Genomic DNA, 15,349 nt, shown 5'->3' on the forward strand with positions numbered 1-15,349 from the left:
AGATGGCAAAAACGAAGCTACTGATTGTTACACACGAGATGTCGCCTTTCCTCGAACTCACAAAAATTTCAGAAATTACCCGCCAATTACCGCAGGCAATGCAGGAAAAAGGATTTGAAATCCGTATTCTGATGCCGAGGTTTGGTAACATTAATGAAAGACGGAACAGATTACATGAAGTAATCCGTTTATCAGGAATGAACATTGTCATTGATGACAACGACAATCCTTTAATCATTAAGGTGGCATCCATACCCGCGGCGCGGATGCAGGTTTACTTTTTGGACAACGAGGATTATTTTCAACGTAAATATGTTTTCCATGATAAAGAAAACAAATTCTATGCTGACAACGACGAGCGGATGATATTTTTCTGCAAAGGTGCGTTGGAAACTGTAAAAAAATTAGGCTGGGCACCTGACATCGTGCATTGTCACGGGTGGATGACTGCTTTGGTTCCTGCTTACATAAAAACATCGTATAAAAACGATCCTACGTTTAAAAATTCAAAAGTGGTTTATTCAATTTATGAGAACTGCTTCACTGAAACTTTAAATGCTGACTTCCATAAAAAAGCAATAATGAATGCCATGACAGCTGAGGATACGAAAGTATTTGAAAATGCAGATGCAAACACCATGCACATCGGCGCTGTTTCTTATTCGGATGCCGTTGTTTATGCAACCGAGGCTATTGATGACAATGTGTTAAAATTTGTTAAAGATTCTAATAAACCAACTTTAGCTTATAATTTAACCGAAAATTTCGACAACTTCTATAACTTATATGAAGAGATATCGAATGAAGAAATGATTTCACTAGCATAATAAACGGTATACTACTTTGAATATGAAATTCACAAAACTAGACTTATTGACACTGTTAATAAGTCTTTTTATTTTTGCCTCCTGTAATGATAACAATACAATAGGCCTTGACGTAGCCCCGGATGATGCCATTCAGGGAGCACTTGTTGATACGGTGACTGTTACCACCAAAACTGTTGCCGATGAGGTGACCAGGACTTATTTCGGTATAACCAGTGAAGCCAACCCAAACCCTATAAGGGTGCCATTTGGCTACCTTACAGATCCTTTGTTTGGAACAGCTGAGGCCGGTTTAGCGTTAAGTGTTAACCTGCCAACAAATGCCTATAGTTTTGGAAACAATGCCGCGATAGATTCTGCGGTGCTGGTACTTCCTTATGAAGCTAATTTTTATGGTGACACCACTACTTCAGTTTATAGTGTTGATGTGCAGCAGCTTACTAAAGACCTTTCTGTTGAGGGTTCCTTTTTAAGCAACAAGGAATATGAGGCTGCACCTGTAATTGCGGGAAACTTTACCGGAAAAATTAAACCGAAGACAACGGTTAGGATTTCCGAAATTGTTCCGGGTAAAGCAGATACAATGAAAGTTGTTCCGCCTTCTTTAAGGATCAAACTGAACAATAGTTTTGTAACGAGCAATGTCATGAATATAGGCGCTTCCGCTTTATTGAATAACGCTACTTTTAATTCCGCCTTTAAAGGGTTAAAAGTAAGCGTGAACAAGGCTAATTCAAATGGAACCGGTGGTATCATGTTCTTTAACTTTGCTGCCAGTGCAGGCGCCAGATTAGATATTTATTACAAAAAACAAAATGCAACCACAACCACCGCTACTGACACCCTTGCGGTTACTTTTCCGATCTCTCAGAGCGTTAATCCTGTTGCTGCAACCATTAAACACAATTATGCCGGCACTCCGGTGGCTGAGCAGCTTGCTGATGTCAGCAGCAAACAATATGAGGTTACTTACTTACAGGGATTAGCCGGACTAAGAAACAAAGTGAGCTTTCCTCATTTGAAGGAACTTACTAAAAACCTTGGTGCAAAAATCGTGATTAATAAAGCTGAACTGGTCGTTGATATCAGTGCGGGTAATGATGTTGCCCCATTTAATCCAGCACAACGGTTAGCCTTATATCAATATGATATCGCTGGAAAAAGAGCCCTGATCCCCGATCAGAATTCTACTGACTATAGGTTTACAGGTAATTTTGGAACCGGATATAATATCGGAACCAAGAAATATTCCTTTATCGTTACTGGTTTAATCCAGGATTTGATTGATGGTAAAAGTGTGGAGAATGGCCTTTATTTAGCACCTGCTCCCCCTTTGATAGCTGAATATGGTATTAATCCACCTATAACTACCGCAGACCGTTCCGTGATCGGTTCTTTTATCAATAACAACCATAAAGTGAGATTGAATATTTACTACACGAAGATTAACTAGTGTTATTCAAGTCATAAAAAAAACCGGATCGATTGTCGATCCGGTTTTTTTTGTGACTTTGCGCTTTAAAACGGTATGTTTCCAGCATCGCTATCATTGCTGGTAAACTCATCCTCCTCCTGTTTGGCAGCCACATGATTGTTGGTGACCGGAGAGATCTCAAAATCACTCTTCCTGCCTAAAATGGTAAAGTTTTCAGCTACAATTTCGGTAACGTATTTTTTTACTTTTTCACGGTCTTCAAATGATCGGGTGCGCAACTTCCCTTCTATATACACCAGCTTCCCTTTTTGCAGGTATTTAGAGGCTACTTCAGCTAAACCCCTCCACAACACTATATTATGCCACTCTGTTTGTTCAACACGTTTACCATCCTTATTAAAGGTTTCTGAGGTGGCTAAAGGAAAGCTTGCAACGGTTACTCCACCGTCTAAATGACGAACTTCAGGATCCTTGCCTAAATGTCCCACGAGAATTACTTTATTGATACCTGACATGAAATAAAAAATTATAAGTTTAAATAGGCCTTTATAAAATTGGCGATGACTTTAGGTTGCGGCAAGTCGTTTAAATTGTGCTTATCGACCCAAATAACCGCTGCATCTTGCTTAAAGTTAAGGATATAATTAGCTAAAACAAAGAATTGAACGTATATAATCTGGTGAGTTAGTACGTGTTTTTTGGTGACTAAATGCGCAATTTTCACGTCACTTCCATACGTATTTTTAACCTCGAGTATAAATTCAGGATCAGGAAGCTCCACCGGTTCTTGAGTTTCAATTAATGGAAAATCGTACAAGTGTTGCCAAATATCTCCCGCCTGTCTTTTTTTAACCAACACCTGCTCCGGCTGTTGCAATACGAGGTAGTTAAAATAACGGGTCTTCACCACCGTCTTCTTCAGCTTAACAGGCAGCACATCGACCAGTTGCTGCCGCCTCGCCTCACAATTAAGCTGCAGCGGACAAACACTGCAATCCGGAGATTTGGGCTTACACTGCAAGGCGCCGAACTCCATAATTGCCTGGTTATAGATCATTGGGTTTTGCCCTACAATTAATTCGTTTGCCAAAGATTCAAATTGCTTTTTACCCTCGGTACTATTGATGGCAGTAGCGATGCCAAAGTACCTGGCGATGACACGAAAAACATTACCATCAACAACTGCCCTTAACTCGCCTGCAGCGAAGGAAGAAATGGCAGCCGCTGTATAAGTTCCTATTCCTTTTAACTGAATAAGCTGGTCATATTGTACCGGAAAAACACCTGCATGCAAGTCCATCACCTGCCGGGCAGTATGGTGCATGTTTCGGCCACGGGAATAATACCCCAGTCCTTGCCAGAGTTTCAACACCTGCGTTTCGCTAGCTGCAGCAAAATCAGCAACCGTAGGGAATTCGGCCAGGAAACGATTGAAATAGGGTAAACCTTGTTCTACACGGGTTTGCTGCATAATGATTTCAGAAAGCCAGATCACGTAGGCATCCTGAGTATGGCGCCAGGGAAGGTCTCTTTTATAGTGCTGATACCAGCTAACAATTTCTTGCTGAAAATTCATAACTGCAAAAATACGGTGTGAAAACGTACTTTTACTAAATCTTGCAATTCCCTGATCATCATGCAATCAAATAAATCATCTTTTATTTTCCTATCTCATTAAAAAGCAATACTTTTGCACTCCCAAATCACTTATAATATTAACACACAAATAAATTAATAATAGACAATATGACTAAGGCAGATATTATTTCAGAGATATCAACAAAGACAGGAATTGAAAAAGTGGATGTGCAGGAGACCGTTGAGGCATTTTTCAAAGTGATCAAGAATAGCATGATCGGAGGAGAGAATGTATATGTAAGAGGTTTTGGAAGTTTCGTCGTTAAAAAAAGAGCACAAAAAACTGCAAGGAACATTTCTAAAAACACGGCAATTATTATTCCTGAACATTACGTTCCAAGCTTTAAACCGGCAAAAGTATTTGTTGATAAAGTAAAAAATAACACTAAAAAACTTAGCGTAGAGGCTTAAATTATGAATAAAAATATCCAGACTAAGCAAGTAATTATTATTGGGGCAGTTTTGCTGCTGATCGCATTTTTGTTTACAAGGGATATTAAAGGTTTGGTTAAACCGAAAGAAGATACTACAAGTGCTCCAGCTGCCGGAGAACCAGCTCCTAATCAGGTACAGGAGATTAACTTAAAGGAAGTATCTACTATAGGAAAAAACTTAATGAATGCCAACCTGGCTACTGAAATCGAGAACCTGGAGAACGATTACAAAACGGCCCCCGAGAATGATAAAATTAAAGTAGCACAGGAGCTTGCACAGAAATGGGATGACCTTGAGCAGCCTATACCAAGTGCATTATATTTAGAAATAATTGCCAATACGAAGCCAGAATTAAAAAGCTGGTTAAATGCTGGCGAAAGGTTTATGAAAGCCTTTGATTTGACAAGGGATAGTATCATGCAACCTGCTTTACTTCAAAAGGCAAACTTGTCTTATAAGAAAGCATTTGAACTGGATTCAACGAATACCGATGCCAAAACCGGTCTTGGAATAACCATCGTAAATGGAATGGGAGCACCAATGGAAGGTATCGCAATGTTGATGGAAGTAGTTAAAAAAGACCCGAAGAACCTTAAAGCAAATATGAGCTTAGGCACATTTGCAATAAAGTCAGGTCAGTTTGATAAAGCTATTACCAGATTTAATGATATTATTGCACAAAAGCCATCACCAGATGCTTATTTCTATCTGGGAACAGCTTATGAAAACCTAGGTAGAAAAGAAGAAGCTGTTGCAGCCTATTTAAACAGTAAAAAACTTGCGGCAAATCCTACGTTGTCTAAATTCATTGATAAACGTGTGGCTGAGCTCAGTAAATAATTATTAACAGATTTTTTAAAAATATTAATTTCACAATTATGCCAAGTGGTAAAAAAAGAAAGAGACATAAAATGGCTACGCACAAGCGTAAAAAACACTTAAGAAAGAACAGACACAAGAATAAGAAGAAATAACCTCTTATTTTGAATTGTAAACGGTAAAATATACGCTGGAAAACCGGTGTATATTTTACTGTTTACTATGTTTCGTATCAGTCTATGTGTTAACGGGGCATAATATACATATGCCGTAAATTTACAGCTTTTGGTAAAAGAATTAATTATCGATTCAACTCCCTCGGGAGTAACCATAGCTTTAATTGAAGACAAACATCTTGTAGAACTTCATAAAGAACACATCAACAACAACTATGCTGTTGGCGACATTTATTTAGGCCGCATAAAGAAAATTATGCCGGGCTTAAATGCTGCGTTTGTTGATGTGGGTTATGAGAAAGATGCGTTCCTGCATTATTTCGATTTGGGACCGCAAGTGCAATCTTTATTAAAGCTTACAAAAATTAAGCGTAATGGCACCGTTAATGGAACGTTATTGGATAACTTTAAACTGGAGCCTGATATTAATAAGGCCGGTAAAATTTCTGAAGTCGTCGCCAAAAACATTGTCATTCCTGTTCAAATAGCAAAAGAGCCTATTTCAACAAAAGGGCCGCGCTTAAGTTCAGACCTCTCTATAGCAGGCCGCTATATTGTATTGGTCCCTTTCTCTAACGTTATCTCTATATCAAAAAAAATAAAAAGTAATACTGAACGTAATCGTTTAAAAAAGATCATTGAAAGTATTAAACCTAAAAATTTTGGTGTAATTATCAGAACGGTTTCTGAAGGAAAAGGTGTAGCAGAACTACAAAAAGATCTCCTGGATTCTGTAACAAAATGGGAAAACTTCATGAAGAAGTTGCCTGAAGCAGAACCCTCCAAACGTGTATGGGGAGAAATGGATCGTACGTCAACGTTGATCCGTGATATCCTGAGCACAGACTTTACCAATGTTTATGTAAACGATCAAAGTTTATTTGAAGACATTCGTTCTTATGTTCATGAAATTTCTCCGGACATGGAGAAAATAGTGAAGTATTATAAACACAAAGAGCCCATATTTGAGCATTTTGGCTTGGATAAACAGATTAAAAATGGCTTTGGTAAAACAGTAAATCTTGCTGGCGGTGCTTATCTTGTTGTTGAACATACTGAAGCTTTACATGTAATTGATGTAAACAGTGGAAACAGAACAGCAAGCAAGGAAAACCAGGAAGAGAATGCGCTTCAGGTAAATAAAGAGGCAGCAAAAGAAATTGCACGACAGCTTAGGCTTCGTGATATGGGCGGTATTGTGGTGATCGATTTTATTGATATGCACAAACCAGTTAACCGTAAAATGTTATTTGACTATTTACGTGAACTGATGACGCTTGACCGCGCCAAACATACCATTTTGCCTCCAAGTAAATTTGGTCTGGTTCAGATCACCCGTCAGCGGGTAAGGCCTGAAATGAATATTGTTACCAGTGAGAAATGTCCTACTTGTGATGGTACAGGAGAGATTAAAGCCAGCATTGTCCTGATGGATGATATTGAAAATAACCTGACCTACATTTTGCAGGAACAGAATGAAAAGAACGTTACGCTGTGCGTACATCCTTATATTGAAGCTTTCATTAAGAAGGGAATTGTATCCCTGCAATGGAAATGGTTCTTCAAATTCGGACAACGTATAAAAATAAGGGCTGTACCTTCGTACAACCTGACAGAGTTCCATTTCTTGTCTGCTAAAGACGAAGAAATTAAATTGTAACTCCTGTTTAAAGCTTAATGATAAGCCTGGTTTCTTTAACGAAGCCAGGCTTATTCATTTTACAGGCTTTATGTGGTATAAGCTTACGATAGCTTAATGACCGCTTTCTAAACAATCTATTTTTTAAATTGCGCGGATGCTTCAATTTAGCGTTAAATTAGTAGTTCTAAAAACATCATACATTGGCTAAAACTAAATCAGCTTATTTTTGTCAGAGCTGTGGATATGAATCCGCAAAATGGCTAGGCAAATGTCCTTCCTGTAATTCCTGGAATACTTTCGTAGAAGAGATCATTGAAAAGGCGGCATCAAAAATACCTGCATGGAAATCCAGCAATAATGGCTCCCGCGTTCATAAACCCAGCAGAGTTGAGCACATTATATCATCCACTGAAAAAAGAATTTTAACAGGTGACCAGGAGCTCGACCGGGTGTTGGGTGGAGGATTAGTGACGGGTTCGGTTACATTAATTGGTGGTGAACCTGGTATTGGAAAATCTACCTTAATGCTGCAGTTGGCTTTAAATATCAACAATAAACGGATTTTGTATATCTCTGGCGAGGAAAGTGAGCAGCAGATTAAAATGCGTGCAGAACGGATCACCAGCGCCCCCACTGCCGATTGTTATATCCTGACGGAAACAAATACACAAAATATTTTCAAGCAAATAGAGGAACTGGAACCCGAGATTGTCATCGTAGACTCTATTCAAACGCTGCATTCAGCACACATCGAATCTACGCCGGGAAGTGTTTCCCAGGTGAGGGAATGTACGGCGGAACTGCTGAGGTTTGCAAAGGAAACGGATACACCGGTATTCTTAATTGGACACATCACCAAGGATGGTGCTATTGCCGGGCCCAAGATCCTGGAACATATGGTAGACACGGTTTTACAATTTGAAGGCGACAGGCACCATATTTACAGGATTTTGCGCTCTATTAAAAACAGATTTGGGGCTGCTGCTGAATTGGGTATCTATGCCATGAACAGCAGCGGATTAAGGGAAGTAACCAACCCGTCAGAGATTTTATTGTCGCAACGGGATGAAGAGCTAAGTGGAATTGCCATCTCAGCTACTTTAGAAGGCGCCAGACCGATGTTAATAGAAACGCAGGCGCTAGTGAGTGTTGCTGCTTATGGAACGCCGCAACGGTCAGCTACGGGCTTCGACACCAAACGCATGAATATGCTTTTGGCGGTGCTGGAAAAAAGATGTGGTTTCAGACTAAGCGCCAGGGACGTGTTTTTAAATCTTGCGGGTGGCATCCGTGTAGAAGATCCTGCTATTGACCTTGCTATTATGGTGGCTATCATTTCCTCGCATGAGGATATTTCAATCCCTTCTAAATATTGTTTTGCAGGGGAAGTGGGTTTATCAGGTGAAATCAGGGCGGTGAACCGCATTGATCAACGCATATCAGAAGCAGATAAATTAGGGTTCGAAAAGATATACATTTCTACCTATAACATGAAAGGCCTCGTTAAGGAAAAATACGGCATAGAGGTCATCGGCGTGAGTAAAATCGAGGACGTGTTCAGCGCTTTGTTTGGCTAATTTTTTTGCTGCATTTCTTTGTAATTTGAAATGCAGCACTTATATTCGTACTGTAATAATTTTAATTACAGTATGAATAATTCAAGATTTGCCATATCATTACATATTCTTACCCTGCTGGAGAAGAGCATAGATGAATATACATCGTCAGAATATCTTGCCGGGAGTATCAACATCAATCCAGTCCTGGTTAGAAAAGAACTGATCAACCTCCGGAACCATGGCTTTTTAAATAGTAAGGAAGGCAAAAATGGCGGCAGTTACCTTGCAAAATCAGCCGATAACATCACACTGGGTGAAATTTACAACGCAGTAAAGCAAAGTAATTTATTAGGTATTTCAAAAAATGACCCTAACCCCCTTTGCCCTGTCGGCAAGCAAATCAACAAACATTTAAATACTGTATATGAATCAACCGAACAAGCGCTGATTAAAGAATTATCCCGTGAAACACTGGCTGATTTCAGCAGGAAATTCAATTGATTTCTTATTAATCAATACTGTAACAATTTTAATTACAATTAAAGATAAGCTCAATGAAACCATCATAAGCTTATGATAGCTTCATCACCATTAAAAAACAAATAAAAAAAAGATGAAAACAACACTAATTGGAGCCAGTGGCTTTGTAGGATCACAAGTTTTAGAAGAATTGCTGAATCGCGGACATGAAGTGACCGCTATTGTACGCCATCCTGAAAATGTAACGATTAAAAATGAGCGCTTAACTGTTAAAGCGGTTGATGTATTAGATACCACTGCGTTAAGTGAGGCGGTTAAAGATACAGATGCGGTGATCAGTGCATATAATGCAGGCTGGACTAACCCTAATCTTTATGATGACTTCCTGGCTGGTTCTCAAGCCATTCAAAAAGCAGTAAAGGAAGCTGGGGTAAAGCGCCTGATCGTGATCGGCGGAGCTGGTAGTTTAGAGATTGAGGGGAAACAATTGGTAGACGGACCTGAGTTTCCTGCAGATTATAAACCCGGAGCCACAGCAGCAAGGGATTACCTGAATATCATTAAACAGGAAAAAGATTTGCAATGGAGCTTTATTAGTCCCGCGATAGAAATGCATCCAGGTATCACGACTGGCCGTACCGGCAAATACCGTTTAGGCACAGACAGCCCGGTGTTTAATGAAGAAGGCCAGAGTATTTTATCAGCTCAGGATCTGGCTGTTGTCATAGTTGATGAGCTGGAAAACAATAAACATCCTCAACAACGCTTTACTGCTGCGTATTAATTTCGTTTTAATAAATCCCGGGACGCAACGCGGGATGACAACGGTACGAACATTTCAGCATGGATATCAAATAAAAAAGTCCCTTTCGGGACTTTTTTATTGCTTTCTATTTCGATAAATACATTGATTTGTCTTTATATAACTTTCTGAAATAAGGATCTTCCAGGTCTTTGATGAAGCGGATAGATTCTCCGGTTGATTTCATCTCAGGGCCTAATTCTTTGGTTATTTCAGGGAATTTCTCATAAGAGAAAACCGGTTCTTTAATGGCATAACCATTTAACTTGCGTTCAATCGTGAAATCTTTCAGTTTATTAACACCAAGCATGATTTTTGCAGCGATGTTGATATACGGAACATCGTAAGCTTTAGCGATGAAAGGCACGGTACGGGAAGCTCTTGGATTCGCTTCAATCACATATACCTTTTCATCTTTCACAGCAAACTGGATATTCAGCAGACCAATTACATTCAATGCCCTTGCAATCTTTTTGGAATACTTTTCCATATCATCCATCACTTTTTGAGATAGACTGAATGGAGGTAATACGGCAAATGAATCTCCGGAATGTATTCCTGCAGGCTCAATATGTTCCATTAAACCAATGATATGAACATCTTCGCCATCACAGATCGAGTCAGACTCCGTTTCTTCAGCCCTGTCAAGGAAATGGTCAATCAGCACCCTGTTACCAGGCAGATCGCCTAATAATTTCACTACTGCCTTCTCAAGATCCTCATCGTTGATCACAATGCTCATCCCTTGTCCGCCTAAAACATAACTCGGACGAACCAATACCGGGTAGCCTACCTTATTGGCCACAACAATAGCCTCTTCCGCATTTTCGGCCACACCATAATTAGGGTACGGAATGTCAAGTTCTTTCAGTAAGTCAGAGAAACGTCCACGATCTTCGGCAATATCCATATTATTGAAAGAAGTACCAATAATTTTGACGCCCATTTCATGAAGCTTTTCAGCCATTTTCAAGGCCGTTTGTCCGCCAAGCTGAACAATTACCCCTACCGGGTTTTCCAGCTCTATGATTTCACGCACATGTTCCCAGAAAACAGGCTCAAAGTATAGCTTATCAGCCATATTGAAATCTGTGGAAACTGTTTCCGGATTACAATTGATCATGATCGCTTCAAAGCCGGTTTCTTTGGCTGCAAGTAAACCATGCACACAAGAGTAATCAAACTCTATACCCTGACCGATACGGTTTGGACCTGAGCCCAACACGATCACTTTTTTCTTATCGGAAGGAATTGATTCATTCTCCTCTTCAAAAGTAGAGTAATAATATGGTGTTTGTGCAGCAAACTCTGCAGCACAAGTATCCACCATTTTATAAACGCGGTTAATCCCTAAGGCTTTTCTGCGTTCGTAAACCTCATCTTCTGTTACATTACCCAACATATAAGAAATCTGAATATCAGAATAACCTTTTTGTTTTAGGGTCATGAAGAAGTCCTTCGGTACATTATTTAAAGAATATCTTTTTAATTCTGTTTCCAGGTGCACCAGCTCCTGAATTTGTGACAAGAACCATTTGTCAATACGAGTTACCTTACGGATTGATTCCAAAGGAACACCCATGCTCATGGCATCTTTAATCAGGAACAACCTGTTCCAGCTGGCATGCTCCAGGCCATACATGATTTCATCAATACTGCGGCTGTGTTTTCCATCGGCGCCTAATCCGGCTCTGCCAATTTCTAAACTCTGACAAGCTTTTTGCAGCGCTTCAATAAAGGTACGACCAATGGCCATCACCTCACCTACAGATTTCATTTGAAGACCGAGTTCCATATTGGCACCTTTGAATTTATCAAAGTTCCAGCGTGGAATCTTTACAATCACATAGTCTAAAGTAGGCTCGAAGTAAGCTGAAGTAGTTTTGGTAATCTGGTTTTCTATCTCATCAAGGTTATAACCTATCGCTAGTTTAGAAGCGATTTTTGCAATTGGATAACCTGTAGCCTTACTGGCTAGTGCAGAAGAGCGGGAAACTCTAGGATTGATTTCAATTGCAATGATTTCGTCGTTTGCAGGATTCACAGAAAACTGAACATTACAACCACCGGCAAAGTTACCGATCGCACGCATCATTTTAATCGCCTGGTTACGCATATCCTGGTAACAACGATCAGAAAGCGTCATTGCAGGAGCTACTGTAATCGAATCTCCGGTATGGATACCCATAGGATCGAAGTTTTCGATAGAACAAATAATGATGACATTATCATTGCTGTCTCTCAACAATTCAAGTTCATATTCTTTCCATCCCAGCACAGCTTGCTCTACCAACACCTCATGGGTTGGAGAAGCTTCCAATCCGCGTTTGAGGGCCTGATCGAATTCTTCTTTTCTGTGAACAAAGCCACCACCAGAACCACCTAAGGTGTATGAAGGGCGAATTACCAATGGATAACCGATTTCTTGTGCAGCTTCCTTACCTTCAAGGAAAGAGTTGGCAATTCTCGAATTGGCAACGCCAATACCGATATCAACCATTAATTGTCTGAAGGCTTCTCTGTTTTCTGTTTTCTCAATAGCGGCAACATCTACCCCTATAACCCGTACATTGTGTTTTTCCCAAACACCACGTTCTTCGGCTTCTTTACAAAGATTCAGCGCTGTTTGTCCGCCCATTGTAGGCAACACAGCATCAATCCTTCTTTCAATTAAAATTTCCTCAATGGAATCTACTGTTAACGGACGAAGGTAAACATGGTCTGCGATCACCTTATCTGTCATAATTGTTGCAGGATTGGAGTTAATGATAGAAACTTCAATTCCTTCTTCTTTTAAGGATAGGGCTGCCTGGGATCCTGAATAATCAAATTCACAGGCTTGACCGATAATAATAGGTCCGGATCCGATGATCAATACGGAGCGTATGGAAGTGTCTTTTGGCATATGGCTTTAAAAGTTTTGCTCGCGAGATTTTCTATACGAAGAGAAATATCCCGACTACTTGTCGGGGTGCAAAGCTACGCTTTTAGAGCTTATAAATTATAGGTTTTTATAAAAAACGTTTAAAATGATAAGGTTACTGTTGTAACAGTTTAATCTGCCCTATATCTGTGGTTGCACTATCGATCACAGCAACATCGTTCAGGGTATAATCCAGGTAGGGAGGAATAGCTTTAACCATTAGGGTATAAGTCTTTGGCGGAAGGTTTTTTAGCAGGAAAGCACCATTGGCATGCGTTACTTTAATGGTATCTGGACCGGCAATGACCATAATTTCCTGAATTCCTTCCAGTGGTAAAATGGTTCCCTGCATGGCGCCGGTGTATTGGGTTTTAAAGGCCAGCATAACCACCGACATAAAAATTAGCGCAACTATTTGAAAATGCTTCATGGTGTATGATGTTTAATTGATAATGATATCCCGGGCAATACAATGCTGTATTAAAGATACGCAAACTAAAAAACAATGTAAATGAATTCTTCACAGAAGTTGACAGTAGTTGATCACTTGGAACAGAATTTGTTCATTAGCAAAACATGAAACCATCAATAGCTTACAGCTCACGAGTAGCAAAGAAGAAGCGATTGATAGCTGCATCAACATTTAAAAACAATTATATACAATGAAAAAACTTATTATAGCCCTATTAACGATCACTATAGGAGTCAGTGGATGTGCAACGGTGCAATCCATTATCAAATCGAGCTTCCCATATACAGCAACCCTGGTCATCCCAGCATCTTCAAAAGCGAATGCCACCATTTCGGCTACGAGCGCTGCAAGTAGCTTCGATGAAGTCTTTGGCAATCAAAGTGGAAGTGATTATATTAAAGAAGTTAGAATCGCTTCTGCAAAGATAACCGCGGCCAATCCGAACACGCAAAGCATGGGAATGTTTAAATCTGTAAAAGTATACATCTCCAACGGAAACAGCGGAGAGGTCATGGTAGCGTCACGAAATGATATCGCAGAGAATATCGGTTCCTCCCTTGTACTAGATATTGATAATTCACGTTTCTTAGATAAATACATCAAAGGAAACAGTCTGCGCATTAGGGCAGAATATGTTTTAAGAAATGGTTTAACCACTGATGTAAGCGTTAAGGCGGCTTTAACTTTCAGTTCATCACCTAACGCTAGTATTTAATCAAAGCATTCTCCTTCGGGAGGATATTCTTCATAAATAGTTTGTTTGGTTTATTATCCGGTAAGAAAAATTTCTCTTACCGGATTTTTTTTTGAAAAATCGTTCCCGATCACTTAATTTGCCAAATGGAATTGTTATTCACACAAACCGGCATGCTCGAGTGGTGTGGCGTGTTTACCGGAATTTTGTGTGTATGGTTGGCCGCAAAAAACAACATCTTTAACTGGCCGATCGCCATTGTAAGTGTCCTGATTTACATCTTCATCTTTTATGAAAGTAAGTTGTATGCAGATATGGGCTTGCAGTTTTATTTCCTCATCATGAGTATTTATGGCTGGTATTTCTGGCATCAACACCAAAACAATAAAGAAGCAGGCAGGCCTGTTAGCGTGATCACTAAAAAAGAAATCATTTTATCAATTGCCGGAATCATTGTATTCACTTTAGTACTGGGCTTTCTTCTTTTTAAAAATACCGATGCTTCTTTCCCCTTTATAGACAGCTTTTGTACGGCCTGCAGCTTAATTGCACAAATTTTTCTTGCAAGGAAGGTATTGGAGAACTGGCTGATCTGGATTTTTGTGGACATCATTTACATAGGTATCTACATTTCTAAAGGGTTATATGCCACTGCTTTTATGTATGCGCTGTATATTTACATCGCAACTGTTGGCTATCTGGCCTGGAGAAAATTATATCGTGAACAAGAGAATTAAGAAAATCGCCATTGTAGGGCCTGAAAGTACCGGAAAATCAACCATGACCCAAGAACTGGCGCGACATTACCAAACCCATTGGGTGGCAGAATATGCGCGTTATTATTGTGCTGCGTTAACAGGTCCATGTACTTTGCAGGATGAAAAGAATATGTTCTTCGGCCAGCTGGCATTAGAAGATGCTGTTTTGGCAATGGCTGAGAAGGATTTTATATTTTGTGACACCACCTTTTTAACGGTAAAGATCTGGAGCGATGAGATGCTCGGTGAAACTCCACAGGTTGTGCTGGACGCCTTGCCTCAACATCAGTATGATTTGTACCTGCTGATGGACATAGACTTGCCTTGGCAAGATGACCCTTTACGGGATTTTCCCGACAAGCGGGAATATTTCATGGAGGTATGGCACAGGGAATTAATGGCTTTGCAGGCCAATTATGTGGTGGTCGGCGGTACCGAAGATCGTTTCGAAAATGCCGTACAAGCCGTTGATGCTTTTTTAGGAAAAAAGCCTTAAAGGAGCGTATTTTTGCAATTGTTAATAAATTTGATACATTTGCAACATCAAAAGGGGTGCCTTGTTTTGTAAAAGAAACACAAAAACAGGCTGAGATCATACCCATTACATCTGACCAATAAAAGTCAGGATGTATGAACCTGATCCGGATAATGCCGGCGTAGGGATTGGAGTTATGGAGTTTAACTAAACT

15 protein-coding genes are annotated in these 15,349 nt (G+C 39.8%); 11 read left to right on the plus strand and 4 right to left on the minus strand.

The window, feature by feature from the left end; genetic code table 11:
* The first annotated feature begins 2 nt into the window (after positions 1–2).
* Both WG905_RS07820 and WG905_RS07825 read left to right on the plus strand, forming a co-directional pair.
* Positions 3–827 (plus strand): glycogen/starch synthase, encoded by an 825-nt coding sequence (locus WG905_RS07820; protein ID WP_339591158.1) that lies wholly within the window; start codon positions 3–5, stop codon positions 825–827.
* A 22-nt stretch (positions 828–849) separates the two neighbouring features.
* Positions 850–2,280, plus strand: coding sequence for a DUF4270 family protein (locus tag WG905_RS07825; protein ID WP_339591159.1), 1,431 nt, complete (start codon positions 850–852; stop codon positions 2,278–2,280).
* 65 nt (positions 2,281–2,345) lie between these two features.
* On the opposite strand, the gene WG905_RS07830 is transcribed toward WG905_RS07825, so the two are convergent.
* Positions 2,346–2,777, minus strand: a complete 432-nt coding sequence (locus WG905_RS07830; protein ID WP_339591160.1) for a single-stranded DNA-binding protein — start codon at positions 2,775–2,777, stop codon at positions 2,346–2,348.
* An 11-nt stretch (positions 2,778–2,788) separates the two neighbouring features.
* Entirely contained in the window at positions 2,789–3,838 is a 1,050-nt protein-coding gene (mutY, locus tag WG905_RS07835) for an A/G-specific adenine glycosylase (RefSeq protein WP_339591161.1), read from the minus strand.
* 170 nt (positions 3,839–4,008) lie between these two features.
* Between mutY and WG905_RS07840 the strand changes: the two genes are divergently transcribed.
* The 6 genes from WG905_RS07840 (at position 4,009) to WG905_RS07865 (ending at position 9,795) form a co-directional block, all read left to right on the plus strand.
* Positions 4,009–4,311 (plus strand): HU family DNA-binding protein, encoded by a 303-nt coding sequence (locus WG905_RS07840; RefSeq protein WP_339591162.1) that lies wholly within the window; start codon positions 4,009–4,011, stop codon positions 4,309–4,311.
* A gap of 3 nt (positions 4,312–4,314) precedes the next feature.
* Positions 4,315–5,175 carry a tetratricopeptide repeat protein gene (locus WG905_RS07845; RefSeq protein WP_339591163.1) on the plus strand — a complete coding sequence of 287 codons (861 nt, stop codon included), beginning with the start codon at positions 4,315–4,317 and terminating at the stop codon, positions 5,173–5,175.
* Positions 5,176–5,439: 264 nt separating this feature from the next.
* Positions 5,440–6,990: an Rne/Rng family ribonuclease gene (locus WG905_RS07850; RefSeq protein WP_339591164.1), complete on the plus strand. Its 1,551-nt coding sequence runs from the start codon at positions 5,440–5,442 to the stop codon at positions 6,988–6,990.
* 182 nt (positions 6,991–7,172) lie between these two features.
* Positions 7,173–8,549 carry a DNA repair protein RadA gene (gene radA, locus WG905_RS07855; protein WP_339591165.1) on the plus strand — a complete coding sequence of 459 codons (1,377 nt, stop codon included), beginning with the start codon at positions 7,173–7,175 and terminating at the stop codon, positions 8,547–8,549.
* A 72-nt stretch (positions 8,550–8,621) separates the two neighbouring features.
* On the plus strand, positions 8,622–9,032 hold the full coding sequence (locus WG905_RS07860; RefSeq protein WP_339591166.1) for an RrF2 family transcriptional regulator: 411 nt from the start codon (positions 8,622–8,624) through the stop codon (positions 9,030–9,032).
* 112 nt (positions 9,033–9,144) lie between these two features.
* The gene (locus WG905_RS07865) at positions 9,145–9,795 is read left to right on the plus strand and encodes an NAD(P)-dependent oxidoreductase (protein WP_339591167.1); all 651 of its coding nucleotides are present in this window, start codon (positions 9,145–9,147) and stop codon (positions 9,793–9,795) included.
* 106 nt (positions 9,796–9,901) lie between these two features.
* On the opposite strand, the gene carB is transcribed toward WG905_RS07865, so the two are convergent.
* Positions 9,902–12,718: a carbamoyl-phosphate synthase large subunit gene (gene carB / locus WG905_RS07870; protein WP_339591168.1), complete on the minus strand. Its 2,817-nt coding sequence runs from the start codon at positions 12,716–12,718 to the stop codon at positions 9,902–9,904.
* A gap of 133 nt (positions 12,719–12,851) precedes the next feature.
* The gene (locus WG905_RS07875) at positions 12,852–13,166 is read right to left on the minus strand and encodes a peptidase associated/transthyretin-like domain-containing protein (protein WP_339591169.1); all 315 of its coding nucleotides are present in this window, start codon (positions 13,164–13,166) and stop codon (positions 12,852–12,854) included.
* A gap of 232 nt (positions 13,167–13,398) precedes the next feature.
* Between WG905_RS07875 and WG905_RS07880 the strand changes: the two genes are divergently transcribed.
* The 3 genes from WG905_RS07880 to WG905_RS07890 all read left to right on the plus strand — a co-directional run bounded on the left by WG905_RS07880 (position 13,399) and on the right by WG905_RS07890 (position 15,156).
* The gene (locus WG905_RS07880) at positions 13,399–13,923 is read left to right on the plus strand and encodes a hypothetical protein (RefSeq protein WP_339591170.1); all 525 of its coding nucleotides are present in this window, start codon (positions 13,399–13,401) and stop codon (positions 13,921–13,923) included.
* 125 nt (positions 13,924–14,048) lie between these two features.
* Positions 14,049–14,639 (plus strand): nicotinamide riboside transporter PnuC, encoded by a 591-nt coding sequence (gene pnuC, locus WG905_RS07885; protein ID WP_339591171.1) that lies wholly within the window; start codon positions 14,049–14,051, stop codon positions 14,637–14,639.
* Positions 14,623–15,156: an AAA family ATPase gene (locus WG905_RS07890; RefSeq protein WP_339591172.1), complete on the plus strand. Its 534-nt coding sequence runs from the start codon at positions 14,623–14,625 to the stop codon at positions 15,154–15,156. The genes pnuC and WG905_RS07890 overlap by 17 nt, the downstream gene beginning before the upstream one ends.
* The last annotated feature ends 193 nt before the right edge of the window (positions 15,157–15,349 follow it).

It is taken from the genome of Pedobacter immunditicola (assembly GCF_037482985.1).
GTDB classification, from domain to species: domain Bacteria; phylum Bacteroidota; class Bacteroidia; order Sphingobacteriales; family Sphingobacteriaceae; genus Pedobacter; species Pedobacter immunditicola.